This window comes from Bradyrhizobium sp. INPA03-11B (assembly GCF_040446015.1).
GTDB classification, from domain to species: Bacteria; Pseudomonadota; Alphaproteobacteria; order Rhizobiales; family Xanthobacteraceae; genus Bradyrhizobium; species Bradyrhizobium macuxiense_A.
On the sequence record NZ_JASGSR010000002.1, the window covers coordinates 132,287 to 158,697 of the forward strand.

The 26,411-nt window shown below is 65.2% G+C and carries 26 protein-coding genes; 16 read left to right on the forward strand and 10 right to left on the reverse strand.

Annotation, left to right across the window (positions count from 1 at the left end; genetic code table 11):
- Positions 1-62: 62 nt before the first annotated feature.
- Positions 63-635, reverse strand: a complete 573-nt coding sequence (locus QMZ05_RS01640) for a cob(I)yrinic acid a,c-diamide adenosyltransferase (protein ID WP_353699176.1) — start codon at positions 633-635, stop codon at positions 63-65.
- Positions 636-667: 32 nt separating this feature from the next.
- Positions 668-862, reverse strand: coding sequence for a twin transmembrane helix small protein (locus QMZ05_RS01645; protein ID WP_028340366.1), 195 nt, complete (start codon positions 860-862; stop codon positions 668-670).
- Positions 863-995: 133 nt separating this feature from the next.
- Here QMZ05_RS01645 and QMZ05_RS01650 point away from each other — a divergent pair, with 133 nt between their 5' ends.
- Complete coding sequence (locus QMZ05_RS01650) at positions 996-1,889, forward strand: YihY/virulence factor BrkB family protein (protein ID WP_353699177.1); 894 nt, start codon at positions 996-998, stop codon at positions 1,887-1,889.
- Here the strand turns inward: QMZ05_RS01650 and QMZ05_RS01655 are convergent.
- Positions 1,816-3,141, reverse strand: coding sequence for an ATP-binding protein (locus tag QMZ05_RS01655; protein ID WP_353699178.1), 1,326 nt, complete (start codon positions 3,139-3,141; stop codon positions 1,816-1,818). The genes QMZ05_RS01650 and QMZ05_RS01655 overlap by 74 nt on opposite strands.
- 327 nt (positions 3,142-3,468) lie before the next feature.
- Positions 3,469-4,338, reverse strand: a complete 870-nt coding sequence (gene gluQRS, locus QMZ05_RS01660; RefSeq protein WP_353699179.1) for a tRNA glutamyl-Q(34) synthetase GluQRS — start codon at positions 4,336-4,338, stop codon at positions 3,469-3,471.
- Positions 4,339-4,525: 187 nt separating this feature from the next.
- Between gluQRS and QMZ05_RS01665 the strand changes: the two genes are divergently transcribed.
- Both QMZ05_RS01665 and QMZ05_RS01670 read left to right on the forward strand, forming a co-directional pair.
- Complete coding sequence (locus QMZ05_RS01665; protein ID WP_353699197.1) at positions 4,526-5,179, forward strand: DNA-3-methyladenine glycosylase 2 family protein; 654 nt, start codon at positions 4,526-4,528, stop codon at positions 5,177-5,179.
- 167 nt (positions 5,180-5,346) lie between these two features.
- Positions 5,347-6,918, forward strand: a complete 1,572-nt coding sequence (locus QMZ05_RS01670) for a glycosyl hydrolase family 17 protein (RefSeq protein ID WP_353699198.1) — start codon at positions 5,347-5,349, stop codon at positions 6,916-6,918.
- A 186-nt stretch (positions 6,919-7,104) separates the two neighbouring features.
- Here the strand turns inward: QMZ05_RS01670 and QMZ05_RS01675 are convergent, their stop codons facing one another.
- Together QMZ05_RS01675 and QMZ05_RS01680 are read right to left on the reverse strand one after the other, a co-directional pair.
- Complete coding sequence (locus QMZ05_RS01675) at positions 7,105-7,797, reverse strand: hypothetical protein (RefSeq protein ID WP_353699180.1); 693 nt, start codon at positions 7,795-7,797, stop codon at positions 7,105-7,107.
- A gap of 563 nt (positions 7,798-8,360) precedes the next feature.
- Positions 8,361-9,206 (reverse strand): SAM-dependent methyltransferase, encoded by an 846-nt coding sequence (locus QMZ05_RS01680; RefSeq protein ID WP_353699181.1) that lies wholly within the window; start codon positions 9,204-9,206, stop codon positions 8,361-8,363.
- A gap of 303 nt (positions 9,207-9,509) precedes the next feature.
- Here QMZ05_RS01680 and QMZ05_RS01685 point away from each other — a divergent pair, with 303 nt between their 5' ends.
- Positions 9,510-10,061: a cupin domain-containing protein gene (locus QMZ05_RS01685; protein WP_353699182.1), complete on the forward strand. Its 552-nt coding sequence runs from the start codon at positions 9,510-9,512 to the stop codon at positions 10,059-10,061.
- A gap of 116 nt (positions 10,062-10,177) precedes the next feature.
- On the opposite strand, the gene QMZ05_RS01690 is transcribed toward QMZ05_RS01685, so the two are convergent.
- Complete coding sequence (locus tag QMZ05_RS01690; RefSeq protein ID WP_353699183.1) at positions 10,178-11,065, reverse strand: LysR family transcriptional regulator; 888 nt, start codon at positions 11,063-11,065, stop codon at positions 10,178-10,180.
- Between the two features lie 182 nt (positions 11,066-11,247).
- Here QMZ05_RS01690 and QMZ05_RS01695 point away from each other — a divergent pair, with 182 nt between their 5' ends.
- The 5 genes from QMZ05_RS01695 to QMZ05_RS01715 all read left to right on the forward strand — a co-directional run bounded on the left by QMZ05_RS01695 (position 11,248) and on the right by QMZ05_RS01715 (position 17,925).
- A complete protein-coding gene (locus QMZ05_RS01695) occupies positions 11,248-12,219 on the forward strand; it encodes a nitronate monooxygenase family protein (protein WP_353699184.1) in 972 nt (323 codons plus the stop codon).
- Between the two features lie 29 nt (positions 12,220-12,248).
- The gene (locus tag QMZ05_RS01700) at positions 12,249-13,766 is read left to right on the forward strand and encodes an acyl-CoA synthetase (protein ID WP_353699185.1); all 1,518 of its coding nucleotides are present in this window, start codon (positions 12,249-12,251) and stop codon (positions 13,764-13,766) included.
- A gap of 97 nt (positions 13,767-13,863) precedes the next feature.
- Positions 13,864-14,949 (forward strand): DUF2855 family protein, encoded by a 1,086-nt coding sequence (locus QMZ05_RS01705; RefSeq protein WP_353699186.1) that lies wholly within the window; start codon positions 13,864-13,866, stop codon positions 14,947-14,949.
- A gap of 110 nt (positions 14,950-15,059) precedes the next feature.
- The gene (locus QMZ05_RS01710; RefSeq protein ID WP_353699187.1) at positions 15,060-16,847 is read left to right on the forward strand and encodes an NAD(P)/FAD-dependent oxidoreductase; all 1,788 of its coding nucleotides are present in this window, start codon (positions 15,060-15,062) and stop codon (positions 16,845-16,847) included.
- A gap of 100 nt (positions 16,848-16,947) precedes the next feature.
- Complete coding sequence (locus QMZ05_RS01715; protein WP_353699188.1) at positions 16,948-17,925, forward strand: peptidyl-alpha-hydroxyglycine alpha-amidating lyase family protein; 978 nt, start codon at positions 16,948-16,950, stop codon at positions 17,923-17,925.
- A gap of 167 nt (positions 17,926-18,092) precedes the next feature.
- Here QMZ05_RS01715 and QMZ05_RS01720 read toward each other — a convergent pair whose 3' ends face one another.
- Positions 18,093-19,853, reverse strand: a complete 1,761-nt coding sequence (locus QMZ05_RS01720) for a chloride channel protein (RefSeq protein ID WP_353699189.1) — start codon at positions 19,851-19,853, stop codon at positions 18,093-18,095.
- A 190-nt stretch (positions 19,854-20,043) separates the two neighbouring features.
- Here QMZ05_RS01720 and QMZ05_RS01725 point away from each other — a divergent pair, with 190 nt between their 5' ends.
- Positions 20,044-20,601 (forward strand): HNH endonuclease, encoded by a 558-nt coding sequence (locus tag QMZ05_RS01725; RefSeq protein WP_024584725.1) that lies wholly within the window; start codon positions 20,044-20,046, stop codon positions 20,599-20,601.
- Positions 20,602-20,659: 58 nt separating this feature from the next.
- Here the strand turns inward: QMZ05_RS01725 and QMZ05_RS01730 are convergent, their stop codons facing one another.
- Positions 20,660-20,872, reverse strand: coding sequence for a hypothetical protein (locus QMZ05_RS01730; protein ID WP_279709211.1), 213 nt, complete (start codon positions 20,870-20,872; stop codon positions 20,660-20,662).
- A 168-nt stretch (positions 20,873-21,040) separates the two neighbouring features.
- On the opposite strand from QMZ05_RS01730, the gene QMZ05_RS01735 reads away from it, so the two are divergent.
- On the forward strand, positions 21,041-21,205 hold the full coding sequence (locus tag QMZ05_RS01735) for a hypothetical protein (protein WP_157863330.1): 165 nt from the start codon (positions 21,041-21,043) through the stop codon (positions 21,203-21,205).
- On the opposite strand, the gene QMZ05_RS01740 is transcribed toward QMZ05_RS01735, so the two are convergent.
- Complete coding sequence (locus tag QMZ05_RS01740; RefSeq protein WP_353699190.1) at positions 21,187-21,435, reverse strand: hypothetical protein; 249 nt, start codon at positions 21,433-21,435, stop codon at positions 21,187-21,189. The genes QMZ05_RS01735 and QMZ05_RS01740 overlap by 19 nt on opposite strands.
- Here QMZ05_RS01740 and QMZ05_RS01745 point away from each other — a divergent pair.
- The 5 genes from QMZ05_RS01745 to QMZ05_RS01765 all read left to right on the forward strand — a co-directional run bounded on the left by QMZ05_RS01745 (position 21,434) and on the right by QMZ05_RS01765 (position 26,286).
- Positions 21,434-22,573 carry an MFS transporter gene (locus QMZ05_RS01745; RefSeq protein ID WP_353699191.1) on the forward strand — a complete coding sequence of 380 codons (1,140 nt, stop codon included), beginning with the start codon at positions 21,434-21,436 and terminating at the stop codon, positions 22,571-22,573. The genes QMZ05_RS01740 and QMZ05_RS01745 overlap by 2 nt on opposite strands.
- An 89-nt stretch (positions 22,574-22,662) precedes the next feature.
- Entirely contained in the window at positions 22,663-23,166 is a 504-nt protein-coding gene (locus QMZ05_RS01750) for a MarR family transcriptional regulator (RefSeq protein WP_353699192.1), read from the forward strand.
- A 2-nt stretch (positions 23,167-23,168) separates the two neighbouring features.
- Positions 23,169-25,220 (forward strand): FUSC family protein, encoded by a 2,052-nt coding sequence (locus tag QMZ05_RS01755; protein WP_353699193.1) that lies wholly within the window; start codon positions 23,169-23,171, stop codon positions 25,218-25,220.
- A complete protein-coding gene (locus QMZ05_RS01760; RefSeq protein ID WP_353699194.1) occupies positions 25,217-25,423 on the forward strand; it encodes a DUF1656 domain-containing protein in 207 nt (68 codons plus the stop codon). The genes QMZ05_RS01755 and QMZ05_RS01760 overlap by 4 nt, the downstream gene beginning before the upstream one ends.
- Positions 25,420-26,286: an HlyD family secretion protein gene (locus QMZ05_RS01765; protein ID WP_353699195.1), complete on the forward strand. Its 867-nt coding sequence runs from the start codon at positions 25,420-25,422 to the stop codon at positions 26,284-26,286. Before QMZ05_RS01760 ends, QMZ05_RS01765 begins: the two co-directional genes overlap by 4 nt.
- Positions 26,287-26,411: the final 125 nt, after the last annotated feature.

Here is a 26,411-nt window from a genome sequence, read left to right on the forward strand (position 1 = left end):
GGTCCGTTTTCCCCTGGTCAACGCGCCAAAGCCAAAAAACCGTCACCCGGTTTTGAGCCAGTCTAACGGTTCTGGCCCGGCACCCACAACACGTCTCCCGCCCCCTTATTGTTCTGGAAGCGGCTGGCAACGAACAGGAAATCCGACAGGCGGTTCATATACTGAATACCAGCGGCGTTGACCGGCTCGTCGGGCCGGGCGGCGAGTTCCACCATCATCCGTTCCGCGCGGCGACATATCGTCCGGGCGAGATGCAGATATGCGGCGGCAGGCGTGCCGCCGGGCAGCACGAACGAGGTCAGCGGCGCGAGCTGGTCGTTGAGGTGGTCGATGTCGCGCTCGAGCCGCTCGACCTGGCTCGCCAGCACGCGCAGGCGTTCGGCCTTGCCCTCGCGCTCGGGCACCGCAAGGTCGGCGCCGAGATCGAACAGATCGTTCTGGATCCGGCCGAGCATCGCATCGACCTCGGGACTATCAGCCAGATGCAGCCGCACCACGCCGATCGCGGCGTTGGTCTCGTCGACGGTGCCATAGGTGGCAACCCGCAGATCGTATTTCGGCCGCCGCTCGCCGGAGCCGAGCGCGGTGGTGCCGTCATCGCCGGTGCGCGTGTAGATCCGATTGAGAACGACCATGGCCGTGATCTCCTAAGGTTTGCGCATCGCCGTTATCGCCCCATCGCCCAGACCGCGAGCATCGCGATGACGATGGCGACGAACTGCAGCAGCACGCGCAGCCGCATCAGCTTCTGCGACGTATTCGGCGAGCCGCCCTTCATCATGTTGATGAGGCCGAGCAGGAGCACCAGCGCGACGGCGCCGACGGCGATGGGAAGAATGATCGTGCTGAGAAGAGATGTCATCTGCGGTACATAACACCGCACGACGCGGACTTCCACACAGGCGGCCGATGCAACCAACTGGCTTTTCAGTGCGTAATATCAGATGCTGGGTCCGTTCTCGGACCGAGCCGTTTTCGACAATGCCGGGTGGAATGTGAAGCAGCTTCGTTACGTCACCCACGTCGTGATGGATGCCTTTTACACGTTCCTCGCCGATGACGGCTGGGCGATCGCGAGCCACATCGCGCTGTCGACCCTGATGGCGCTGTTTCCGTTCCTGATCGTGCTGACGTCGGTGGCCGGCTTCTTCGGCTCCAAGCAGCTCGCCGACCAGGCCGTCGGACTGTTGCTGCAGGTCTGGCCGCAGCAGGTCGCCGAGGCGCTGTCCGGCCAGATCCACGACGTGCTGACCAACACCCGGGGCGATATCCTGACCATCGGCGCGGTGCTCGCGGTGTACTTCGCCTCCAACGGCGTCGAGGCGCTGCGGGTGGCGCTGAACCGCGCTTATGCCGTGATCGAGCCGCGGCGCTGGTACTGGCTGCGGCTGGAATCGATCGGCTACACGCTGGTCGCGGCGTTCACCTCGCTCGCGATGGCCTTCCTGATCGTGCTCGGGCCGCTGATCATCGAGGCGGCGCGGCGCTATATCCCGTTCTTCGTCGAGTCGAACGAGAGCCTGCTCAACACCGCCCGCTACGGCATCACGATACTGGCGCTGGTCGTCGCGCTGTTCATCCTGCATGCCTGGCTGCCGGCCGGCCGCCGCGGCTTCACCCAGATCCTGCCCGGCATCATCTTCACCGTGGCGGCGTCGCTGCTCTCGGGCATCGGCTTCGGCATGTACCTGGCGCGCTTCGCCAACAACTACGTGACGATGTATGCGGGGCTGGCCTCGGTGATCATCGCGCTGGTGTTCCTGTATTTCATCGCCGCGATCTTCGTGTTCGGCGGCGAATTGAACGCGGCGATCATCAAGTCGCGGCTGCCGCACGGCGTGTCGCTTCATGCAGCGCAGTCGCGAGCGCCCGCGGAGACACAGGCTTGACCAGGAAGGCGTCGGCGCCGGCGGCGCGCGCCGCGGCTTCGTCCTCGGCGCGGCCGGAGATCCCGACGATCACGATACGGCCGTGCGGCGGCGGCAGCGCGCGGATGCGCTTGATGGCTTCGACGCCGCTGATGCCGGGCAGCACCATGTCCATCAGCACGGCGTCGAAAGCGCCCTGTCGGAGCCTGTCGGCCGCGCCCTCGCCCTGACCGATGAATTCGGCGCGGTGACCGAGTTCGGTCAGGATCGTGTTGAGCACGACGCGGCCGAACGGATTGTCCTCGACGCTGAGCAGCCGCAGCCCCTGCGATGACGCTGCCGCCGTGCCTTCGCTCGCGGGCGCGCCGGCCGGTCCTTCGGCTGCAACCAGCACCACGTTGAGCGTGAAGGTGGTGCCACCTCCTGAGCGCTGGGCCGCGACGACGTCGCCGCCCATGGCGCGCGCAAGCTGCTTGACTGAGGACAGGCCGAGCCCGGAGCCGCCGAACCGCGCGGCGATCGAGACATTGGCCTGCGAGAACGGCCGGAACAGGCGCTTGACCTCCGATAGCGTCAGGCCGATGCCGCTGTCGGAGATCGCAAAGGCGACGCCGATCCTACCGTCCGCCCGTCGCTTCGCCGCGTTCTTGGCCGCAGGCACCGGCGCGACGCGCAGCTCGATGCTGCCCTGCTCGGTGAACTTGACGGCGTTGTCGATCAGGTTTTCCAACGCCGCGCGCAGCCGGACGGGATCGCCGACTGCGAAGGCGGGCAGCTTGCTGGATATCTCGACCGAGGCCCGCAATCCCTTGGCTGCCGCCCGGCCGGCCAGCGAATCTCCGGCATGGCGCGCCAGCGTGCGCAGGTCGAAGAAGTCCTGCCGGATCTCAAGCCCCGGCCCCTCGCTGCGGGCGGCATCGACGAACAGGGTCGCAAGGCTCGCCAGGTGTTCGGCGCCGGCCCTGATGGTATCGACCCATCGCCGCTCGCGCTCGCCGAGCTCCGATGTCGCGAGCAGGTTGCTGATCGCAAGGATCCCGGTCAGCGGCGTCCGCACCTCATGGGCAAAGGCGGCGAGCGCGGTCTCGACCATGCCGGGGCCGGACTTAGCTCCGGACTTGGCTAATGTCTTTGGCGCGGCCCGCGTGTGGCGCGGCTTGGCCGCCGGCTTGGTCTTGCGAGTCTTGGCCTTGCGGGTCTTGGCGGCGCGGGTCTTCGACGGCGCGCCCTTTGCTCGCCGCTTGCTGCGCCTTCCGCGCGATGATGTCGCCATGATCTCCGTGACCCCGCCCCGGAGGCAACATGGCATGCCAGGAGTGGCAGAGTCACGGCGCTGTTTGGGAGGAGCCAAGGCAAATCAGGATGATGGTAAGCGGTCCATCCACTTGCGGCGCCCTCGCCTGCAAGAGCAGCGCTATCGCAGGGGGCCTCCAGCCAAAATGTCGAAAACAACCCCATGCAAAGGAGCCGGCGGCCGCCGGCGTCCGACGCCGCAACTTGACATGCCGGGCAAATCGGCGGTATTTTTCTATTATTCAGAAATCACACAGGTCCCCTCGTCTCCGCGAGAAGAAGAGGAGCGCCGCACCTTGGTGGCGGACTACACCAAACCGACCAGACGTCTGATGTCGGTCGGGCTGGCCCCGTCTGCCCGCAGCTCGCGTAGCCCGGTCGCCTGGGTTGATTTCGACAGTTTTTGCCCGGCCGCGTCCAAGATCAGCGCATGGTGCCGGTAGACCGGCGCGGGCAAGCCAAGCAGGTCCTGCAACAGCCGATGCACGCTGGTCGACCAGAACAGGTCAACGCCCCTGACCACATCGGTGACGTCTTGCAGGGCGTCGTCGATCACGACCGAGAGATGGTAGCTGGTTGGGGTTTCCTTGCGGGCCAGGATCACGTCGCCCCAGGCCTCGGGCCGGGCCGCGACGTCTCCGCGCTCGCCGGCCGGTCCCTCGCCCGCTTCCTGCCAGGATAGGCCGACGGCGCGGGCGACGGCTGAGGCCATGTCGAGTCGCAGCGCGAACGGCGCGCCCTGCCCGATCAGCCGGTCGCGCTCCCCGGCCGACAGTGATTTCGCCGCCCCCGGGTAAAGCGGCGCACCGTCCGGGTCGCGCGGCCAGGCGCCACCGGCCTCGCGTTCGGCGACCAGTCGCGCGATCTCGGCGCGGCTCTCGAAGCTCGGATAGACCAGCCCCTGCGCCGACAGCCGGTCGATCGCGGTGCCATAGGCGGCAAAATGCTCCGACTGCCGCCGCACCGGGGTCTCCCAGCTGATGCCGAGCCAGGCGAGGTCCTCGTAGATCGCCTGCTCGAATTCCGGCCGGCAGCGCGTCGCGTCGATGTCCTCGATCCGCAGCAGCAAGCGTCCGCCCGACTGCCGCGCGAGATCGTGATTGAGCAGTGCCGAATAGGCATGGCCCAGATGGAGATAGCCATTCGGACTCGGGGCGAAGCGGAAAACGGGTGGCATCGTTGTTGATCGCACGTCATTGCCGGGCTCGATCCGGCAATCCATCTGGAGAAGACTCTGTTACGATAGGAGATGGATGCGCGGGTCCCGGCTACGCCAAGGCTTCGCCGAGGCCCGCGCATCCAGGCCCGCCGGAGCTTTAGCAGAGGCGGCAAGCCCGCGCATGACGAGTCAAAACGATCCCGCAATGCTGATCCATCTCGAAACCCAGGCCGACCTCGACGACGCCATCCACAAACTGGTCGACCAGGATCGCCGCCTGCGCCCGATCCTCGAATCGACCGGCATGCCGGCGATCCGGCAGCGCGAGCCCGGGTTTGCGGGACTTGCCGCGATCATCTGCGGCCAGCAGCTGTCGACCGCGAGTGCTGCCGCGATCTGGGGGCGCGTCAGCCAGGCGTTCGACCCGTTCCACCATGATGCCATCCGCAAGGCGCGCGCCGACCGGCTCGGCCGGCTCGGATTGTCCGCTGCCAAGATCAAGACGCTCAAACACATCGCCCGCGAGCTCGCCGAGGAGCGGCTGAACCTCGACGTGCTCGCCAACGAGGAGGCCGATGCGGCGCACAACACGCTGACCGCGCTGCCTGGGATCGGCCCATGGACCGCCGACGTGTATCTGCTGTTCTGCCTCGGCCACGGCGATGCGTGGCCCGCCGGCGACCTCGCCGTGCAGGAAGCGGTCAAGGTCGGGCTCGGGCTGAAGGAGCGGCCGACGCCGAAGCAGATGGCGCCGCTTGCCGAGCCGTGGCGGCCGCTGCGTGGCGCTGCCGCACATCTGTGGTGGGCGTATTATCGCGTGCTCAGGAATCGCGAAGGCGTGATCGCGAGCGCGAAGTAGGCCGTTGATAAAAACACTGCGACTGCGCGATCGCATGCTATAGCATCAGCAGACGAATACTTATTCAATTTGCCGACCTCGCCCATTTCGCCGCTAAGCACATCCTTCCTGCAAGGAGGACGGACCTGGTATCGTTCCGTACCCCGCTGACGCTTCTGCTGATATCCCTGGGTGCGATCGCCGCGACGTGGTGGTGGCTCGGCATCCCGGTCAACCTGCCGCGCGCACCGATCGATCCGAACGACAAAGTCCAGTGCATCTCGTACGCGCCGTTCCGCAACAATCAAACATCACTTTCGCCGGCGACGCAGGTCTCGCCGGAACAGATCGCGGAAGATCTCGCGCAACTTGCCAAGATATCCCACTGCATCCGCACCTACGCGACCGACCTCGGCCTCGACCAGATTCCCGGACTTGCGGCCAAGGCAGGACTGAAAGTCATTCAGGGCATCTTCCTCGATCGGGACCGGAAGAAGAATGCAACGCAGGTCGAAACGGCGATCCGTCTCGCCAGGGAATATCCGGACACGATCATCGCACTCGTGGTCGGCAACGAGGTCCTGTTGCGCAAGGAAATGGCGGCGTCCGACCTCGCTGCCCTGATCCGCTCGATCAAGGCGCAGGTCGCCGTCCCCGTCACCTATGCCGAGGTCTGGGAGTTCTGGCTGAGCAATCGCGAACTTTCCGACGCCGTCGACTTCGTCACGATTCACATCCTGCCCTATTGGGAGAATATTCCAATCCGGGCGGATTTGGCCGCCGCGCACGCGGACGAGATTCGCAAGCAGGTCGCGGCGGCGTTCCCGGGCAAGGAAATCTTTATCGGAGAAGTCGGCTGGCCGAGCGAGGGGCGGATGCGCGAGTCCGCGCTGCCGTCGCGCACCAATCAGGCGCGCGTGGTCGCGGAGGTGCTCGACCTGGCGCGGCGCGAGCACTTCCGCGTCAACCTGTTCGAGGCCTATGACGAAGGGTGGAAGCGCGAGATCGAGGGCACGGTCGGCGGCTCCTGGGGCCTGTTCGATTCCGAACAGCGAACGCTGAAATATCCGGCCGGCGTGCCGATCAGCAATTTCCCGTACTGGAAACTGCAGATGAGCGGCGGAATGGCGCTGGCAATCCTGGTGTTCGGCGCAGCATGGCTGACCTTGCACCGCAAGCCGAGGGAGCCAATGGAATCCACGCTCGTGCCATGGCTGGCGGTCGGGCTCTCGGCGACCACAGGCGGAATCCTGTTCGGGGTCGCGGCGCAACGACTGGTCTATGAAAGCTACGGAACCGGAGGCTGGCTGGTGTGGGGCGCGCTTCTCGTGGCGGCAACGGCGTCGCCGGTGTTCGGTGCCAACGCCTTGGTATCGGGTCGCGCACCGCCCAGCTTTGCGGAACTGTTGGGTCCGAAGGGCTACCACACTGAATCGATGCTGGTGACGATGCACGGATTGGCCTTGATGGTCACCGCGGTGATCGCCACGGCGACCGCGCTCGGCCTCATCTTCGACCCGCGCTTCATCGATTTTCCATTCGCGCCTCTCACGATGGCGGCGGTGCCCTTTGCAGCCATAGCGCTGCTCAATCCCCCCGCGAAGGGAAGCCGCCCTCTGGCGGAGCCGATGTTTGCCGGCATTTACCTTGCCGCGGCAATCTATACGGTGCTCAACGAAGGGCCGGAGAACTGGCAGTCGCTGTGGACCTGCGCCGCCTTCATCCTGCTCGCGATGACGCTGTGGCGGGCGCGGGCCTGAGCATGCGTTCTAGCTTTGGGGTGCGTAGTCATAAATCCGGTACAAGCGTGCGGAAATGGCGGGGTCCGGATTGCCCTAACAAGCAGACATCAACGATGTCAGATTGAATGTCCGCGAAGGGCCCAGAAGCCGACTTGCCTGAAACGACGGTTGTTGACGCGCAGCAGCCCGCGAGCAGGCAGCAGGTTATTTCAGCTCGATCTCCACCAGCTCTACTGCACTGCTTCCATTGTTTTCAATGCCGCGCTCTTCGGCGGGCATCACCATGAAGTCGTGATTGTTCAGCACCAGTGGCTGATCCGGCTTCCCCGGTCTTTTTTCGGTCACCGTGCCGCCACTAACGACGATCCTTGCACCTGGAGACGTTTGCTGAATTGCCGGAGCACTCTCACCTGGGCTTAGCTTGAGCCGCCAAGCCCGAACACGATCGTTATCCAGCGCCACTTCGTACTTTGCGGGCCGTGTCGAGACACTGTAACGCCCCGGTTCGGGATAGACGATCGCAAACGCCAGCAGCCGCATCGCATGGTCCTTTTCAATATTGATGAGTTGATGCACGCCCGGGGTCTTCGTGTAGGAAGCAAAACGGACCTCCCCTGTCTTGAATTCTAGCTCTACCGGCTCTTTGCCAAGGACTTGGTTTTTTATCTTTGCGCCGGCCGTGATGACGAAAACCAGATCTTGATCGTGCGAATGGTAGCCCGTCGAAAAGCCCGGAGGCAACGTCACACTTACAAGTGACATGTTGTCATCCTGGAACGTGAACAAGTGAAAAGGTGCCTTCGTCACCGGCACAATTGTGGGTTTCTCCGCCTCTTCCCCCCAGCTGGGAGCGGTCAAGGCGCATGCCAACAACAACCCCAGGAGTCCGTGTTTCATTGGTCTCTCCCTAGTTTGCGCGCTTTTACGACTTGGTTCTTGCGCAGCCGACAACCGGCTCGCCAAAACGCATTTCCGCGCGTTCGTTCTGGGCCGGTAGCTAATGGGTGACCGTCAACGGATACGCAAATTCGCTGCAAAAAAATCAGGCGCACGAGAGCGTACATCACCCAGCGCGAATATCCGTCTCACTGACCCTAGGCCCACGACCAAAGGTTCGCAAGCGGATCGAATGATGCAAGCAAGACAGCGCGCTCCGGATTGGGATGAAATCATCGGTCAGCTGGGCTTACCGTTGCAGACTCGACGATTGAAGATGCCGGTTGATAAGATCCAGCATAGCTGTGGTAGGCACTCGACCACTTGAGCCGACACAGCGAACATAGAAGCGGCCCCTTTTAGAAGTCTGCATCGGTCACAGCTCGGCGAGCTGGTCCGGTGTCCCTCCAGCAGCCGACGTAAATGCCGAGCAAGCCGATCAGCAGCTTTGGGCCAGAATCGGACATCGCCGCTTGTGGCACTGGCAAACGAAAAGCCCCGGGCGATGCCGCGGCCTTTTTACATCATAATGCTCTTTCAGCCCTCACCACGTGTCCGCCCGGGCTGATGCTGAGGCCTGTCGCGAGCGCGCTGGGATAGCGTTTTACCATCTCGGCTACACGGAGATCTTCGAAATCGGTAAACCCCTTGCCGCGAAGGATGGCGGAAAGTTCGGTCGGATTGAAGAAGGAGAGCCAGGGCTCGCCGCGCGCCGCAGCCTGCTCGGCGGCTGCCATCAGACGGGCGCGGCCCTCGGGAGAATGGTTCTCAAACGGCTCGGTGTACTCGAACACCACTGCGGATGCCGGAATGCTGGCGATGACGTCGAGTGTTACCAGGATCGCTTCTCGTGAAAGATAGACAACGACGCCAAGCCACTGGAAGAAGGCGGGGCAGTCGCTACGAAAGCCGGCACCAGCCAATCCCTCGGCAAGGCTCTGCCGTTCGAAGTCGATGGGTACAAAGGTGAGCGAGGCAGGTAGCGGCAATCCCGCTTCCTTCAGCCGCTCGCGCTTCCAGGCCTGCGTTGCGGGGTAATCGACTTCGAACACACGAACGCCGGCGTGGGCAAACGGGTTGCGCAGGGAAAACGTATCGAGGCCCGCGCCGAGTATAACGATCTGCCGCACGCCGCGCGCAACGCAGGCTGCAAGGGCATCCTCGGAAAACCGGCTGCGCGCGGCGATGAACAAGCGCATTGGCCCCAGCGATTCGTCGGCCGCCATTTCATTCAAGGAGACCGCTGTCCGTTCGTCCAAAATTCTCGACGCAAACGGATCTTTGAAGATAGCTCCGCCTTCTAATATCTGATGAATCGCGCGATGGGCGGCCGCACCCCGAGCGGTCTGACTGGGCTGTCCATGGTGCATGCCAACTATCCCTCTGTTGGGTTTAGTTTAGCATCGATAGCTCGGGCACTGCCAATGTCTCAGTTGGGCCAATCGCGTCGGTTTGGCACTCGGATGCAAACTTCCGGTCTACCCCAGTGACCTGACATGTCGCTGCACTGCATTAGCGGAAGCGAAGGGCCAGAAGCCGAGCTTGGGAGGCGCATCGGAGGCGGTCATTGAGTGTTAGGAAGGAAGAGGAACTGGCCTTATACTTACGCATTGGAAGCCGAACGACCGTTCTAGTTTCGCTCGCACACCATCACATAGCTAGGCGAGGTTGCCATGCACACCAAAGTCATGAAGACACGTCTCGGCCTTCTTTATTTGTTTGCCGCCGCTGTTGTCGTCCTTGCTCTATCCTCCATCTCACGCCCGGTCTTTGCGGCTGAGGGGGCATTCATCGTCCTGCCCGGCGAAGCATCCCGCTACAGCGGACAGCAAGGCCGCGAGGGAGATTTCACCGAACTGTTGGCGACGGCTGATGAAACTGGGGGTGTGCTCGGCATCTTTCGTCAAACCATTGCACCCAAGAGCGGCCCTCCTACGCACCTGCACGGAATGGAAGCTGAGTTTTGTTACGTTGTGAGCGGCCAGTTCAACTTCAAACTGGGCGAACGTATTGTGAGCGCGCCCGCCGGGGCCTTTGTCTTCATTCCTCGCGTTACTCCGCACACGTTTCAGAACATCGGGACGGAGCCCGGTGTATTGCTGTTCGGTGTGACGCCCGGTGGGTTCGAAAAGATGTTCGCGGAGCGGCAAGGCGTCGATGCCGACACGAACCAGAAGCTGATGGCAAAGCACCACATGCAAGTCGTGGGGCCGCCTCTTCGGTAGGCTTCCGATTGATTTGGGATCGACTTCCGCTTTGGGTCACAAGGCGGCATCCCTCTGGTTAGATCGCGTGGCCGCTTTATTCTCCAAAGCAGACATCTCGGATTTATGAGCACGGCCTATCCCCGCAACCTGACGCGGTCCTCGCGCGCGCAATCGGTGACGAAGCCGATCACGGCCCGCACTGACGGAAGCTCGACCTGATCGGGATGGGCGAGCAGCCAGAGGTCGGAGAGGCTCGAGAGCTTTTGCGGAGCGACCCGAACCAGATCGGGATAGTCGGCGCCGACCAGGCAGGACAGCGCGCAAATCCCGAGCCCGGCGCGCGCCGCCGCCAGCATGTCGCCCTGCGAGGAACAGCGCATCACCAGCGTGCCCTGCCGGGTGATGACATCGCTCCAGCGCGCCAGACGCGCATTCGAGGCCTGGTCGGCAAACCCGATCACGCTGTGCCCCCGCCACTCGTCCGGCCGCTCCGGAAGCCTGCGTCCGACCGCGTAGAGCCGCGATGCATAGAAGCCGGCGCCGAGCCGCCCGATCTTGCGCCCGATCAGGTTCTCGTCCCCGGCATCGACCGGGCGCAGCACCACGTCGGCCTCGCGCCGCCGGACGCTTGCCGGAAACGGATGGGTGATGATCTCGAGCTGGATATTGGCGTGATCGCGCAGGAACGGCCCGAGCCGCGGCATCAGCCAATGCGCCGCCAGCGTCGCGCCGATCGACAGCTTGACGACGCCGCGCGCCTGCTCGCCGGTGGCGGAGGCGGCCGCCTCCGCGCGCAGCGCCGCGGCCGCCATCGCTTCGGCATGTTCGCGGAACTTGCGGCCATGCGACGTCAGCGACAAACCGTCATTGGAACGGGCGAACAGCCGGGTGCCGAGCTGCTTCTCCAGCGCCGCGACGTTGCGGCCGATGGTGGGATGGCTGATGCGCAGCCGCCGCGCCGCGCCGGCGAGGCTCCGCGTCTCCGCCACCGCGACGAATGTCTTGCAGAGATCCCAGTCCATGCCGTTCTCTCCTGCGTCCTTGTTCACTATTGACCAGTTGGTCGTTCAATATTGAACGCCATGACGCGGCCGTCCAGCCTTATATTGCGGCGCGCCGAGAGAGCCGCCGCTCCGGCCATCACAACACATCGCGATCCGCTCCGGCTGCCGGCCGGGCGGTCCACCCATGGAGGATCCGAAGAATGTCGTTGCCTGCTTCGCTCGCCAACAAGCTTGAACTGCCGGTCGTCGGCTCTCCGCTGTTCATCGTCTCGGGGCCCGAGCTCGTGATCGCGCAGTGCAAGGCCGGCGTCGTCGGCTCGTTTCCGGCGCTGAACGCCCGCCCGGCCGAGAAGCTCGGCGAATGGCTGACCCAGATCGAGAACGAACTCGGCGAGTACCAGGCGCTGCATCCGGAGAAGAAGGTCGCGCCCTACGCCGTCAACCAGATCTGCCACGCCTCCAACGACCGCCTGATGCGCGACATGGAAACCTGCGTGAAGCACAAGGTGCCTGTCATCATCACCTCGCTGCGCCCGCCGTCCGAGATCGTCGAGGCCGCGCATTCCTATGGCGGCGTGGTGTTCCACGACGTCATCAATGTGAAGCACGCGCGCAAGGCCGCCGAGCAGGGCGTCGACGGATTGATCCTGGTCTGCGCCGGCGCCGGCGGCCATGCCGGCACGCTGTCGCCGTTCGCGCTGGTGCGCGAGGTCAAGCAATGGTTCAAGGGCACGATCCTGCTGTCGGGCGCGATCTCGGACGGCTGGAGCATCGCGTCCGCCCTCGCGCTCGGCGCCGATCTCGCCTATATCGGCACCCGTTTCATCGCCACCGAGGAAGCCAACGCCGACATCAGGTACAAGCAGGCGCTGACCGAGTTTGCCGCCCACGATATCGTCTACTCCAACCTGTTCACGGGCGTGCACGGCAACTACCTCGGGCCGTCGATCGCGGCGGCAGGCCTCGATCCCGCCAATCTGCCGGTCGCCGACAAGACCAAGATGAATTTCGGCTCCGGCGGCAACACCAAGGCCAAGGCCTGGCGCGACATCTGGGGCTCGGGCCAGGGCATCGGCCAGATCGTCGACGCCCCGCCGGTCGCCGAACTGGTGGCGCGGCTGAAGGCGGAGTACACCGAGGCCCGCAGCGATTTCCTTCGGGCCAGCGCCTGACGCTGGACGATCGCCTGGAGAGACCCGGTATGATCATCAGCGGCGACCGACAGATCAGCTACGGCGACATTCACGCCCGCATCGCGCGGGCGGCTACCGGCTTGCGCGCGCTCGGCGTGCAGGGCGGCAAGCCGGTCGGCATGATGCTGCGCAACGACTTCGCGCTGTTCGAGGTGGTCGCGGCCTCGGCCGCGCTCGGCAGCCCGGTGGTGCCGATCAACTGGCATCTGAAGGCCGACGAGGTCGCCTACATCCTCACTGACAGCGGCGCCGACACGCTGGTCTGCCACGCCGATCTGCTGCCGCAGATCCGCGACGGGTTGCCGCCTGCGATCAAGCTGCTGGTCGTGACCACGCCACCGGAGATCGCCGCCGCCTATGGCGTGACGCCGGCGCTCACGACGGTGCCTGACGGCATGACCGACTGGGACATCTGGCGTGAGACGCATCAACCGCTGACCGACGCACCGATCGGCGCCGCGCCGATGTTCTACACCTCGGGCACAACAGGACTGCCGAAGGGCGTCAAGCGCAAGCCGATGCGGCCCGAGCAGCAGGCGGCGGCCGCCCGCGTCGGCGCCCTCACCTACGGCGTCAAGCCGAACGAGGGCCAGGTGATCCTGATGAACGGCCCGATGTACCATTCGGCGCCGCACTCCTACGGCATGCTCGCGTTCCGCAGCGGCTGCGCGATCGTGCTCGAGCCACGGTTCGATCCCGAGGATCTGCTGCAACTGATCGAGCGCCACCGCGTCACCCACATGCACATGGTGCCGACCATGTTCGTGCGGCTGCTGCGCCTGCCCGGGGAGACGCGCCGCCGCTACGACCTGTCGTCGCTACGCTTCATCGTGCACGGCGCGGCGCCCTGCCCGGTCGACGTCAAGCGCGCGATGATCGAGTGGTGGGGACCTGTCATCAACGAATATCTCGGCTCGACCGAGACCGGCATCCCGGTCTGGCATTCATCGGCCGAGGCGCTGGCCAAGCCCGGCACCGTCGGCCGCGCCATCGAGGGCGGCATCGTCAAGATATTCCGGCCCGACGGCACGCAATGCGACGTCGGCGAGCCCGGCGAGATCTTCATGCGCCAGACCGCGATCTCGGATTTCGATTACCACGGCAACGCCAAGGCGCGCGCCGAGGCCGACCGCGACGATCTGATCAGCGTCGGCGATGTCGGCTATCTCGACGCCGACGGCTACCTGTTCCTGTGCGACCGCAAGCGCGACATGGTGATCTCGGGCGGCGTCAACATCTATCCCGCCGAGATCGAGAATGCCCTGATCGGCATGGACGGCGTGCGCGACTGCGCGGTGTTCGGCGTTCCCGACGACGAGTATGGCGAGCGGCTGTTCGCCTGCGTCGAGCCGGAAGCGGGCGGCACGCTGTCGGTTGCGGCGATCCAGGAGTTCCTGCGCGGCAAGCTCGCCAATTTCAAGGTGCCGCGCGACATCCGCTTCATGGACGCGCTGCCGCGCGAGGCCACCGGCAAGATCTTCAAGCGCAAGCTGCGTGACCTCTACCGCGAGGGACAGCTCGGCTGAGCCATGTGAAGGTGAAGCGAACGGCGTTTGAAACTTAGTTGCTGTTGCAAACGGCCGGCAATCGACGCAACGATGCGCCCGCATCAGGATCATCGCCATGAACTCGACCGACTTCATCGTCATCCGCAACGATCTGCAGCAATGCAAGGTGATCGAGACGCGATTGCCTGATGCCGCGGCGCTGCCGGCCGACGCGCTGCTGGTGAAGGTGACCCGCTTCGCCTTCACCGCCAACAACATCACCTACGCCGTGATCGGCGAGCAGCTGAAATATTGGCAGCTGTTCCCGGCGCCCGAGGACTACGGCATCATCCCGGTCTGGGGCTTTGGCGAGGTGCTGGCCTCGAAACATCCCGCTGTCGCCGTCGGCGAAACGCTGTTCGGCTATTTCCCGATGGCGACGCATCTCGTGATCGAGGCGGCCGACGTCAGCAAGCGCGGCCTGCGCGACGGCGCCGCGCACCGGCAGGAGGTCTCGCCGGTCTATAATGCCTATGCCCGCGTCTCCGGCGATCCGACCTATGCCGGCCGGCAGGGCGATTTCCGCGCGCTGCTGCTGCCGCTGTTCATGCTCTCGTTCCTGGTCGACGATTACCTCGCCGAGAATGCGTTCTACGGCGCGCGCCGCGTCATCCTGTCGTCGGCCTCGAGCAAGACCGCGTTCGGGCTCGCCCATCTCGTGCACAAACGGGGTATCCCTGTGATCGGGCTGACCTCCAAGAGCAATGTCGATTTCGTCACTTCGCTCGGCTGCTATGACGAGGTCGTCACCTATGACCAGGTTGCGGCGATTCCACCGGCCGAGCCCGTCGCCTATGTCGACATGGCCGGCAATAGCGCCCTGCGCGAGGCCCTGCACCGGCACTTCGGCGATCGGATGGTCTATTCCGGCCGGGTCGGGCTCACGCACCGCGCGAGCGAGCCGGACGAGCCGACGCTGCCCGGCGCCAAGCCGGTGTGGTTCTTCGCGCCGGACCAGATCCGCAAGCGCGCCAAGGAATGGGGGCCCGGCGGTATCGACCAGCGTTTTGGCGCCGCATGGACCGAGCTCGTGCCGCATCTGCCGAATTGGCTCGACGTCGTCGAGCGACGCGGCCCGGCCGCGGTGCGCGAGGCCTATCTCGATACCCTGCAGGGCCGCGTGCCACCGGACCAGGGCTTGATCCTGTCGCTGGCCGAATAGGCGCTATCCCGTCACGCCCTTTCTGCGGCCTCGCGAATGGGTATAGGCTTTGCGGCAATGGAACGCCGCCAAAAAACTGACCAAGGGCGGCCGATGACGGGAAACGCCCGATGCTCGACAAGACGGACGATATTTCGGTCGCCGCCGACAACTGGCTTGTGCAGTTCGAGGATGCGCTGGCGAGCCCCGACGATGTGCTGCTGAAGCCGCTGTTCCACCCCGACAGCTACTGGCGCGACGTGCTGGCGCTGAGCTGGAACATCCAGACAGTCAACCGCGCCTTTGCCATCATCGAGGAACTGCCCGCACATGCGCGCCGCAGCACGCCGCGCGAATTCCGCATCGATGCCGAGCGCGCTGCGCCGCGCCGGGTGATGCGCGCCGGCACCAACGCGATCGAGGCGATCTTCAAGTTCGAGACGGCCATTGGCCGCGGCCATGGCATCGTGCGGCTGATTCCCGATGCTGCCGATGGCGACCGGCTGAAGGCCTGGACCTTGCTGACCGCACTCGAGGAGCTGAAAGGCTTCGAGGAGCAGCAGGGCCATACGCGGCCGCGTGGACAGGCCTATTCCCGCGACTTCCGCGGCCCCAACTGGCTCGACCTGCGCAAGGCGTCCACCGAGTATGCCGGCCGCGATCCCGATGTGCTGGTCGTCGGCGGCGGACAGGCGGGGCTTGCGATCGCCGCACGGCTGCAACAGCTCAAGATCGACGCGCTGATCGTCGACCGCGAGGCCCGCGTCGGCGACAATTGGCGCAAGCGCTACCACGCGCTGACCCTGCACAACCAGGTGCAGGTCAATCACTTGCCCTACATGCCGTTCCCGCCGAACTGGCCGACCTACATCCCGAAGGACAAGCTCGCCAACTGGTTCGAATCCTATGTCGATGCCATGGAGCTGAATTTCTGGACCGGCACGGAGTTCGCCGGCGGCAGCTATGACGAGGCACGGGGACGCTGGACCGTCGAGCTGCGCCGTACCGACGGCACGACACGGACCATGCAGCCGCGCCATGTCGTGATGGCGACCGGCGTCAGCGGCATCCCCAACCTGCCCGAGATGTCAGGCCTGAAGAATTTTTCCGGCAAGGTCATGCATTCCAGCGGTTACGAGGACGGCGAGAGCTGGACCGGCAAGCGTGCGCTGGTGATCGGCACCGGCAACAGCGGCCATGATATCGCGCAGGACCTGCATTCCTCCGGCGCCGCGGTCACGCTGGTGCAGCGCTCCTCGACGCTCATTACCAACATCGAGCCGTCGGCGCAGCTGGCCTATGCCGCCTATAATGAAGGCTCGCTCGAGGACAATGACCTGATCGCGACCTCGATGCCGCTTACCCTCGCCAAGCGCAGCCATGTGCTGATGACCGAGCAGTCGAAAGAGCTCGACAAGAAGCTGCTGGACGGTCTCGCGCGCAAGGGCTTCAAGCTCGATTTCGGCGACGGCGGCACCGGCTGGCAGTTCAAATACCTCACGCGTGGCGGCGGCTATTACTTCAACGTCGGCTGCTCCGACCTCGTCGCGAGCGGCGCGGTCGCGCTGAAGCAGTTCGCCGAGATCGAGACCTTCGTCAGCGAAGGCGCAAGGCTGAAGAACGGCGAAACGGCAGAAGCCGAGCTCATCGTGCTGGCGACGGGCTACCGGCCGCAGGAAGAGCTGGTGAAGAAGCTGTTCGGCGATGCGATGGCGGCGCGCGTCGGCCCGATCTGGGGCTTCGGCGACGGCCAGGAGCTGCGCAACATGTACACCCGCACGCCGCAGCCCGGCCTGTGGTTCATCGCCGGCAGCCTCGCGCAATGCCGGATCAACTCGCGCTATCTCGCGCTGCAGATCAAGGCGATCGAGGCAGGCCTGCTGCCGCGCGACGTCGGGCCGGTGGCGAGGCTTTCATAGAAACCTACCGTCGTTCCGGGGCGCGAAGCGAACCCGGAACCTCGAGATTCCGGGTTCGATGCTGCGCATCGCCCCGGAATGACGATCTTGGAGAGACCTCATGCCAACCATCCTCGGCACCGGCGAGCATCGCTATCGTGTCGTCGAGAACTTCGCGAAACTGCCGGACGGCTGGAGCCTGACGGATGTCGCGTCCGTCGCGGTCGACAGCAAGGACCGCGTCTATGTCTTCAACCGCGGCGAACACCCGATGGTGGTGCTCGACCGCGAGGGGAACTTCATCCGGAGTTTTGGCGAAGGCCTGTTCTCGCGTGCCCACGGCCTGCACATCGACGCCGACGACAATCTCTATTGCACCGACGACGGCGACCACACCGTGCGCAAGTGCTCAACCGACGGCAAGGTGCTGCTGACGATCGGGATTCCGAACAAGCCGGCGCCGTTCATGAGCGGCGAGCCGTTTCATCGCTGCACCCATACCGCGCTGTCGCCGAAGGGCGAGATCTACGTCTCCGACGGTTACGGCAATGCCTGCGTCCACAAATACACGCCGGACGGCAAGTTGATCAAAACCTGGGGCGAGCCCGGCACCGATCCCGGCCAGTTCAACATCGTGCACAACATCGCAACCGACGCCGACGGCTTCGTCTATGTCGCCGACCGCGAGAACCACCGCGTCCAGGTGTTCGACGGCAACGGCAAATACGAGACGCAGTGGAACAATCTGCACCGGCCCTGCGCCTTATGCTGCTGCGGGGGCGGCAAGCAGCCGAACTTCGTGATCGGCGAGCTCGGCCCCGGCATGGCCGTCAACCGCAAGGTGCCCAATCTCGGCCCGCGGCTGTCGATCGTGGATGGCACCGGCAAGCGCATCGCCCGGCTCGGCGGCGAGCACGGCCCCGGCGTCGAGACCGGAAAGTTCTTGGCGCCGCACGGCATCGCACTGGATTCGCGCGGCGACATCTATGTCGGCGAAGTCGGCGTCACCGACTGGAAGACCAGCTTTCCGGACACCGAGATGCCGGCGGCGGTACGCGTGACGCGGTGCTTGCAGAAGCTGGAGAAGGTTTTGGGATAGTCGGCGCCACCCCTGTGTCCCGTCACCCTGAGGTGCGAGCGGAGCGAGCCTCGAAGGGTCGACGGCCCGGCTGGTGGCCGATTCATCCTTCGAGGCTCGCTGCGCTCGCACCTCAGGATGACGGGGTTAGAAGCGGGCTCGCGCTGCATTCCTTCTTCACACCATCATCAAATCTCGCCGATCACCTCGCGGCGGCGCTGCTCGGACTCTTCCGCGTAGCGCCGCATCGCGTGCGCTTCCGTGAGCAGGCCGATCGGCCGCCGGTCGCCATCGCCCTCGACGACCGCGAGCGATTCGGCTTCGGCCGCGTCGAACACCGCGATCGCCTCCTGCACGTTCATGCCGGGATGCAGCACCACGTCGGCGTAGCGCAGGATGGCGACAAGGCCCTTGTCCTCCTCGAGGTCCGGCGCGTGCGCTTCGGCGACCAGCGCGAGCCCGGCATAGCGTCCCTCGCCGTCGACCGCGACCACCTGGGTCTTCGAGCCCGGCGGGAATTCCTCGCGGAACGCCTCGATCGGCATCGCGGCATTCACCGTTGTCATGTCCTGCCGCATCATCTTGCCGACCGTGAGATCGCGGATCCAGCCGATATCGGCGGCGCTGCGGATGGTCTCGCCGCGCAGATGCAGCCGCCAGGTCGCAAACGAATAGCCGAACAATTCGCGCGTGATCGTGGTCGAGATGATCACCGCGACCAGCACCGCGGTGGTGAGCCAGAGGTTGCCGGTGGATTCCAGCGCGATGAACGACATCGTGAGCGGACCGCCGATCACCGAGGCCGACAGTGCGCTCATGCCGATCACGGCATAGGCGTTGGGATCGAGATCAAGGCCAGGCCACACGATGTCGACGCCGGCGGCGAACAGCCGGCCGCCGAGCGCGCCCATGAACAGCGTGGCGAAGAACAAGCCGCCGCGGAAGCCGGAGCCGAGCGACACGATCGAGGCGAGCGCCTTCAGCGCGAACACGCCGGCGATGATGGTGAGCGGCATCGCCACGATGCCGGCGAAGCGCAGCGCGCCATGGCCCGACGACATCACCTGCGGCGTCAGCAGCGCCATCGCGCCGACCGCAAGCCCGCCGAGCGCCGGCCGCAGCGGCTGCCAGAGCCGGGTCTTGGTCAGCACCGCCTCGCACAGCGTCACCCCGCGCATGATCGCGATCCCGGTCAAAGCGGCGACCATGCCGAGCAGCGCGGCGATCGCAAGATCCCGCCCGAGCACGTCGCCGACGGTTCCGACGCCGACGCCGAGCGGCAGCGGCTCGAAGGCGTGGGCGACGAAATAGCCGGTCACGGCCGCCACCCCGACCGGGGTCAGGCTCGCCGGCGTATAGCCGCCGATCACAAGTTCGAAAGCGTAGAAGGCGCCCGCAAGCGGTGCGCTGAAGGCCCCGGCGATCGCCGCCGCCGCGCCGCAGCCGACCATGATTCGCTGGTCGTTGCGGCGGAGATGGAAACCGCGGCCGAGCGAGGCGGCAAGGCCGCTGGACAATTGGGTGTAACCGGCCTCGAGCCCGACCGAGCCGCCGACGCCGCTCGACCAGATCGTCTGCAACGCCACGATCACGCTGCCGCGGAACGACATCCGGCCGCCATAAAGCGCGTTGGCCTCGATCGGGTCGATCTCGCGAGCCGGCCGGACCCGCAGCAGCAGCAGGAACGCGATGCCGAGCATCAGGCCGCCAGCCGTGGGAACCAGCAGCGCGCGCACCGGATCGATGCTGGGCTGGCTCGACAGCCGCTCGCCCAGCGGCAGATTGAACAGCACCGAATGCAGCACCGTGACGAGGCTGCTCATCACCGCCACCACGAGACCGCCAATGGCGCCAATCAGCACCGCCAGCACCACGAGGCTCGTCTCATGCGCACGAACGAATGCGCGCAACCGGCGCGGCGCCTCGAGATAGCTTGTGGTCGTGGTCATCGGCAGGGGTCCGTCACTGGCCGAGGGGCTTGCGGCTCCCTTTACGGGCCTCGCGGGCGGGAGGCAATCGGGGCAGGAACATGGCAGGGGACGGCGGATAAGCTGCTCATTGCTCTTCACAATCCCGTCACGCTGCCTGTAGTATGTGAGTGCATGCTGCTTCGCAGCTGGTGGGAGTCAGGAGCGTTATTTGAACGCACATGTCTCGCAAGGCGGTTGGCCGGTGCTGGTCTTGAATGCGGACTTCCGGCCGCTGAGTTATTACCCGCTGTCGCTCTGGTCCTGGCAGGACGCGATCAAGGCGGTGTTCCTCGATCGTGTCAACATCGTCGAATATTACGACCGGGCGGTACGAAGTCCTTCCTTCGAAATCCAGCTGCCCAGCGTCGTATCCCTGAAATCCTTCGTCAAGCCGACCACCCACCCCGCCTTCACCCGGTTCAACGTCTTCCTGCGCGACCGCTTCTCCTGTCAGTATTGCCTGTCGCCAGACGACCTCACCTTCGATCACATCATTCCGCGCAGCAAGGGTGGCCAGACCACCTGGGAGAACGTCGTCGCGGCCTGCTCGCCCTGCAATCTGCGCAAGGGCAATCTGACGCCGCAGCAGGCCAAGATGTTTCCGAAGCAGACGCCCTACGCACCAACCGTGCATCAGCTCCACCGCAACGGCCGGCTGTTCCCGCCGAACTATCTGCACGAGAGCTGGCTCGATTATCTCTACTGGGATACTGAGCTCGATCCATAAGGCGGCGCGGACGTTCACCGAACTTAGGTGCGACCGAATACAAGCCGCAATTGTCGAGCTATGCCGGCTGCTTCGTGAGGGCCGCCTCACCTTCCTCGCGTCCGGGCACGCTGACATGGACTTCATGTCCCAGCCTGATCGCCAGCGCCGCGGCGGCAGCTGCCGCCTCGAATGCGGCTTCCTTGGTGGCGTATCCGGCATTGAGATTGCCATCGTGCAGAACGCCCCATTCCTCGCCGGCCGCGATCACCGCGTATTGGGCCAAACCCATCATGTCCTCCTTGCGCAGGACGGCGCTGCGTCACGCGCAGTTGCGCCGATATATCTTGCGGACGACCGGCCAACGGCCGGTTCGGAGCGAGGTTCCTACGCGCAACCGGCCCGGCTCCGGCGCCGATTAGGAACGAAGCTGCGTCGGCGGCGTCGGACTTGAGTTGTGATGAACAGGACACCGATCATGGTCCGCGAAGGCCCGGCCGAACCAGCGCCGGCAAACACAATTGAGACGCCCCAGGAAAGGCAGGCACGTTCCTACGGCATGATGTTCACGTCGGCGATCATCGCGCTCGTGATCATCGTGGTCGCCTACATACTGGTGCGATAGACACGGACCGGCGCGAGCCGGACCGCGAGGGTGCCAGCCACGATCTCCGTTTCGAGAATCGTGCCGACGGTCGCCATGCGTATCGCGGCACTGCCGGTTGCGCAGAAATATCCGCCCACCACCGCTTCGTTCCGCGGTCCCGCGCGTTCATGGAACATGCCCGATCGCAAAGCGAAATCGTCTTCTGCGCCTGCGCGTCTGTGGCCGCTGCTGGCCGTGAACTTCTTCATGGCAGACATGCAGTCCGGGATTGGACCGTTCGTCGGGGTCTTCCTCCAGCTGCACGGCTGGACCAGCGGCCTGATCGGGACCGCTCTAACGCTCGGCAACGTCGCCGGCATGCTGATCACGACACCGATCGGCGGCTGCATCGATACGACGAACCACAAGCGGGCATGGGTGATCGTGCCGGGCATCGCGGTCGTGATGGCATCGGTCGTCATCCTGATGTCGCAAAGCTTCTGGGCCGTCGCGGTGTCCCAGGTTGCGACCTCGATCGCGGGCGCGGCGATCGTGCCGGCGGTCACCGGCATTACGCTCGGCATCGTCAGACAGCGCGGCTTCAACCGGCAGAACGGCCGCAACCAGGCCTTCAACCACGTCGGCAACATGGTCGGCGCCGCGGCATCGGGCTATCTCGGCTGGCAATACGGCTATGTGGCAGTGTTCGTGCTCGCCGCCCTGTTCGGCGCGGTCACGATTGCTTGCGTCCTGATGATCCCGCCCGGCAGCATCGATCACCACGCAGCACGCGGTAAGGAAGAAGACCCGGACAGCCAGCCCAGCGGCTTCTCCGTGCTGGTCAAGCACAAGCCGCTGCTGGTGCTCGCCGTCGCACTGGCCGCATTCCACCTCGGCAACGCGTCGATCGTACCGCTCTACGGCCTTGCCGCCGTCGCAGGCAATCATGCCAACGGTCCGAGTTTCGTCGCCACCACGATCGTGGTGGCGCAGGCGGTGATGATCCTCGCGTCGATTGCGGGGATGCGCGCAGCCGAGCGCCGCAACTATTGGTCGGTCCTGCTGCTGTCGTTTCTGGCGTTACCGGTGCGCGGCGTACTTGCCTTCTTCCTCTCCGGCTGGTGGGGCGTCCTGCCGGTACAAATCCTCGACGGCATCGGCGCCGGCCTGCAAAGCGTGGCCGTTCCGGGAATGGTCGCGCGATCACTGAACGGAACCGGCCGCGTCAATCTCGGGCAAGGCGCGGTCATCACCGTTCAGGGAATCGGCGCCTCGCTCAGCCCGGCGCTCGGCGGCTGGATCGCACAATGGGTCGGCTACGGCCCGGTCTTCCTGGTGCTCGGCGGATTGGGGCTTGTGTCGGTCGCACTCTGGATCGGCTTCCGGTCGACCGTGCAGGAATTCTGACGTCTTCCGTGATCGCATTTGCGTGATCGTCCGCGATGTTCGGAGGTATATCATTGCATCCTAATAGTTCGTATCCTATCTAATTTCCCATGCCTCCGTCGCAATCCCATATCCACGCCGAGATCGGCCGCCTGATCAACAGGCTCGCCCGCATCTGGCGTCGCGAGTCGGATCAGGCGCTGTCCGATCACGGCCTGTCCTACGCCACGGCGATCCCGCTGCTGGTGCTGTCGCGGCAGGGGGAGAACGTCCGCCAGGGCGTGCTCGCCGACGAATTGGGGATCGAGGGGCCTTCGCTGGTTCGGCTGATCGATCTGCTCGAATCCGAAGGCCTGGTCGAGCGTCGCGAGGATCCGACCGACCGGCGCGCCAAGACGCTGCATCTCACCGTTTCAGGCGAAGCCAAGGTCGAGGAGACCAACCGGGTGTTACGCCGCGTGCGCGCAAGCCTGCTGAAGGATATCGGCAGCGAACAACTTGCGGTAACCTTCGAGACGCTCCAGCGCATCGAGCAGCGCGCGAGCCGCCTGCAGGACGCCAAGAGCGTTCAGGGCAAGACTGCTGCAGACAAGACTGCTGCAGAGGCGAGATAGTCATGCGCGCGGAAGAGCCGTTCCTGGTCCGCCATGCGGACCTCATCTTCGCGTTGAAGACGTTCGCCGCGTCGATGCTGGCGCTCGTCATCGCATTGGCGATCGATCTGCCGCGCCCCTATTGGGCGATGGCGACGGTCTACATCACGTCACAGCCGCTGGCCGGTGCGACCAGCTCGAAGGCGTTCTTCCGCGTGATCGGCACCCTGGTCGGCGCGAGCATGACGGTCGCCCTGGTGCCGAACCTGATCAACGCGCCGGAACTGCTGTGCCTTGCGATCGCGCTGTGGGTCGGCCTCTGCCTCTATCTGGCGCTGCTCGACGGCACGCCGCGCAGCTACATCTTCATGCTGGGGGGATACACCGTCGCGCTGATCGGCTTTCCATCGGTGGCCGACCCCGGCAGCATCTTCGATGTCGCGCTGGCGCGGGTCGAGGAAATCTCGCTCGGGATCATCTGCGCCAGCCTGGTGTCGACGGTGGTGTTTCCGCGCAGCGTCGCGCCGGCGGTCGGCGGCCGCGTCAGGAACTGGCTGGCGGATGCGCGCCGCCTGTCCCGCGACGTGCTGCTTGATCGCGGCACCAGCGAGACGCGCCGGGCCCAACGCCTCCACCTTGCGACCGACATCGTCGAGATCGATACGCTGGCGACCCATCTCGCCTACGACCGGCTGGCCGACGCCGGCACCGTACGTGGCCTCGGAGAGGTCCGGCTGCGCATGCTGATGCTGCTGCCGATCGTCACGTCGATCGAAGACCGGCTGGCCGCGCTCGGCGAAGCGGCGCTGCAAAGGCAACCGGAGCTGCGGCGCCTGATCGGCGACCTCGCCGCATGGATCGTGGACGAGGATCGCTCGCGGCAATCCGGCGAGCAGATCCGCGCCGCGATCGCCGAGCGCCAATCTGCGCTCGACGGCCTCGCGCCGCGGGAGCGCATCATCACCATCAGCCTGCTGCTGCGTTTGCGCGAGCTTGTCGACATCTCGGCCGACTGCCGCGCGGTGGGCGACGCGATCGCGGCGGGCCAGGATATCTCCACCGTCCCGCTGGCGTTCCACCCGGAATCGGGGGCCGCGCCGGTCCGTCATCGCGACCACGGCATGGCGCTGTGGTCGGCTGCCGGGGCGGCGGTGGCGATCCTGATCTGCTGCGGCCTGTGGATTGCGACCGGCTGGGCCGACGGCGCCTCGGCGCCGATGATGGCGGCGGTCGCCTGCTCCTTCTTCGCGGCGCAGGATGAGCCGGCGCGCAGCATCCGGGCCTTCGGCCTGTTTTCGCTGGTCGCGATCGTCGTGGTCGCGATCTATCAGTTCGCGCTGGTGCCGGGCATCTCCCATATCGAGGTCCTGATCGCCGCGCTGGCGCCGACCTTCCTGTTGTACGGCTTCCTGATCGCGCGGCCCAAGACCGCGCCGATCGGCATGGCGCTCGCCGCCAACACCGCGACGCTGCTCGCGCTGCAATCGACCTACAGCGCGGATTTCGCCAGCTTTGCCAACACGTCGGTCGCCTTCTTCCTCGGCGTCGTCATCGCCGAGATCGTGACGCGGGTCGCGCGCGGCGTCGGCGCCGAATGGATCGCCAAGCGGCTGATGATGTCGAGCTGGCAGACCCTTGCGGTCGCGGCCGAACGGCGCGGCCGCGGCGATCGCGCGCAATTTGCCGGCCTGATGCTGCATCGGCTCGGCCTGTTGGTGCAGCGCATCGCCTTCATCTCGGAGAGCGACCGCCGCGATGCCGACAGCCTGGTCCAGCTGCGCATCGGGCTCAACATCATCGACCTCAGGCGGGCGCGCTACGGCCTCGCCGCACTGACCGTGCGTGCCATCGACGACATGCTGGACGACCTCGCGGCGGCGTTTCGCGCCCATGCGGACCAGGCGATGCCGGCCGAACTGGTGTCGCGCATCGATGCGACAGTGACCGCTGTGGTCAAGGACCCCAATGAGCGCGCGCGGGACGATGCATTGCTCGGCCTCGTCGGCATCCGCCGCGGCCTGTTTCCGGATGCGCCTGCGTATCGATCGCAGCCCGAGGAGAGTTTTGCTGCATGAGATATGAGCTCGACATCTATGGTGTCCTGGTCCCGGCGCTGCTGCTGTGGCTCATCGTTGCCTATGCGCTGAGCGCGGTGGTGAGCCGGATCATGCAGCGCTTCGGACTCTACCGGCTGGTCTGGCATCGCGCGCTGTTCAATTTCGCCCTGTACGTATGCCTGCTCGGCGTCGTCGTTTATCTCTCGGAGTTTTTGCCATGAAGGGGAATTTCGCCTGGCTCGGCCGGGTCGCGCTGACCGCGATCGCGCTTGTCGCTGCGCTGGCCGTCGGTCGCGCGCTCTGGGTCTACTATATGGAATCGCCATGGACCCGCGACGGCCGGGTCCGCGCCGACGTGGTTCAGGTTGCTCCCGACGTGTCGGGCTTCGTCACCGACGTGCTGGTCAGGGACAATCAGCAAGTGCATCGCGGCGACATCCTGTTCCGGATCGATCGCGCGCGCTTTGCCCTGGCGTTGCAGCAGGCCGATGCTGCGGTCGCCGGCCATCGCGCCACGCTGGATCAGGCCGAATCCGATCTCAAACGCTACAGTTCGCTGACCACCGATGCGGTGTCGCAGCAGAAGCAGGAGCAGGTGCTGGCCACGCAGCTGCAGGCCAAGGCCGCTTACGACCAGGCGGTCGCCGATCGCGCCGTGGCGCAGCTCAACCTCGATCGCAGCGAGGTGCATGCCTCTGTCAACGGCACCATCACCAATATGGACCTGCGGCCCGGCGCCTACGTCACCGCAGGCAAGGGCGTGATGGCGCTGGTTGACACCGATACGCTGCATGTCGAGGGCTATTTCGAGGAGACCAAGCTGGCGCGCATTCGCGTCGGCGACAAGGCGCAGGTGCGGCTGATGGGCGAGCCGGTCCGGCTCACCGGACACGTCGAGAGCATTGCGGCCGGCATCGCGGACCGCGACCGCACCGACGGCGCGAACCTGCTCGCAAACGTCAATCCGACCTTCAGCTGGGTCCGGCTCGCACAGCGCGTCCCGGTGCGCATTGCGCTCGATCACCTGCCCGATCGCATCGCACTGGTCGCCGGCCGTTCGGCCACGGTCGAGATCATGGACTAGAGCGAAAGCAAATCGGGTGAGGGGCCGCAGCGCTAACGAGGGACCGTAACCCCTTGTATCTGCACGAGCATGATTTGTGCGATGGAAGCGACTTAGCGCCTTGGCCGGTGGCTGCCGGCCAAGGC

What these genes read in the sequence shown, in the direction of transcription:
- QMZ05_RS01640 (WP_353699176.1), bottom strand. Translation starts at nt 635, where the DNA reads ATGGTCGTTCTCAATCGGATCTACACGCGCACCGGCGATGACGGCACC.
- QMZ05_RS01645 (WP_028340366.1), bottom strand. Translation starts at nt 862, where the DNA reads ATGACATCTCTTCTCAGCACGATCATTCTTCCCATCGCCGTCGGCGCC.
- QMZ05_RS01655 (WP_353699178.1), bottom strand. Translation starts at nt 3,141, where the DNA reads ATGGCGACATCATCGCGCGGAAGGCGCAGCAAGCGGCGAGCAAAGGGC.
- gluQRS (WP_353699179.1), bottom strand. Translation starts at nt 4,338, where the DNA reads ATGCCACCCGTTTTCCGCTTCGCCCCGAGTCCGAATGGCTATCTCCAT.
- QMZ05_RS01665 (WP_353699197.1), top strand. Translation starts at nt 4,526, where the DNA reads ATGCTGATCCATCTCGAAACCCAGGCCGACCTCGACGACGCCATCCAC.
- QMZ05_RS01675 (WP_353699180.1), bottom strand. Translation starts at nt 7,797, where the DNA reads ATGAAACACGGACTCCTGGGGTTGTTGTTGGCATGCGCCTTGACCGCT.
- QMZ05_RS01680 (WP_353699181.1), bottom strand. Translation starts at nt 9,206, where the DNA reads ATGCACCATGGACAGCCCAGTCAGACCGCTCGGGGTGCGGCCGCCCAT.
- QMZ05_RS01685 (WP_353699182.1), top strand. Translation starts at nt 9,510, where the DNA reads ATGCACACCAAAGTCATGAAGACACGTCTCGGCCTTCTTTATTTGTTT.
- QMZ05_RS01690 (WP_353699183.1), bottom strand. Translation starts at nt 11,065, where the DNA reads ATGGACTGGGATCTCTGCAAGACATTCGTCGCGGTGGCGGAGACGCGG.
- QMZ05_RS01695 (WP_353699184.1), top strand. Translation starts at nt 11,248, where the DNA reads ATGTCGTTGCCTGCTTCGCTCGCCAACAAGCTTGAACTGCCGGTCGTC.
- QMZ05_RS01700 (WP_353699185.1), top strand. Translation starts at nt 12,249, where the DNA reads ATGATCATCAGCGGCGACCGACAGATCAGCTACGGCGACATTCACGCC.
- QMZ05_RS01705 (WP_353699186.1), top strand. Translation starts at nt 13,864, where the DNA reads ATGAACTCGACCGACTTCATCGTCATCCGCAACGATCTGCAGCAATGC.
- QMZ05_RS01710 (WP_353699187.1), top strand. Translation starts at nt 15,060, where the DNA reads ATGCTCGACAAGACGGACGATATTTCGGTCGCCGCCGACAACTGGCTT.
- QMZ05_RS01715 (WP_353699188.1), top strand. Translation starts at nt 16,948, where the DNA reads ATGCCAACCATCCTCGGCACCGGCGAGCATCGCTATCGTGTCGTCGAG.
- QMZ05_RS01720 (WP_353699189.1), bottom strand. Translation starts at nt 19,853, where the DNA reads ATGACCACGACCACAAGCTATCTCGAGGCGCCGCGCCGGTTGCGCGCA.
- QMZ05_RS01730 (WP_279709211.1), bottom strand. Translation starts at nt 20,872, where the DNA reads ATGGGTTTGGCCCAATACGCGGTGATCGCGGCCGGCGAGGAATGGGGC.
- QMZ05_RS01735 (WP_157863330.1), top strand. Translation starts at nt 21,041, where the DNA reads ATGAACAGGACACCGATCATGGTCCGCGAAGGCCCGGCCGAACCAGCG.
- QMZ05_RS01745 (WP_353699191.1), top strand. Translation starts at nt 21,434, where the DNA reads ATGGCAGACATGCAGTCCGGGATTGGACCGTTCGTCGGGGTCTTCCTC.
- QMZ05_RS01740 (WP_353699190.1), bottom strand. Translation starts at nt 21,435, where the DNA reads ATGAAGAAGTTCACGGCCAGCAGCGGCCACAGACGCGCAGGCGCAGAA.
- QMZ05_RS01750 (WP_353699192.1), top strand. Translation starts at nt 22,663, where the DNA reads ATGCCTCCGTCGCAATCCCATATCCACGCCGAGATCGGCCGCCTGATC.
- QMZ05_RS01755 (WP_353699193.1), top strand. Translation starts at nt 23,169, where the DNA reads ATGCGCGCGGAAGAGCCGTTCCTGGTCCGCCATGCGGACCTCATCTTC.
- QMZ05_RS01760 (WP_353699194.1), top strand. Translation starts at nt 25,217, where the DNA reads ATGAGATATGAGCTCGACATCTATGGTGTCCTGGTCCCGGCGCTGCTG.
- QMZ05_RS01765 (WP_353699195.1), top strand. Translation starts at nt 25,420, where the DNA reads ATGAAGGGGAATTTCGCCTGGCTCGGCCGGGTCGCGCTGACCGCGATC.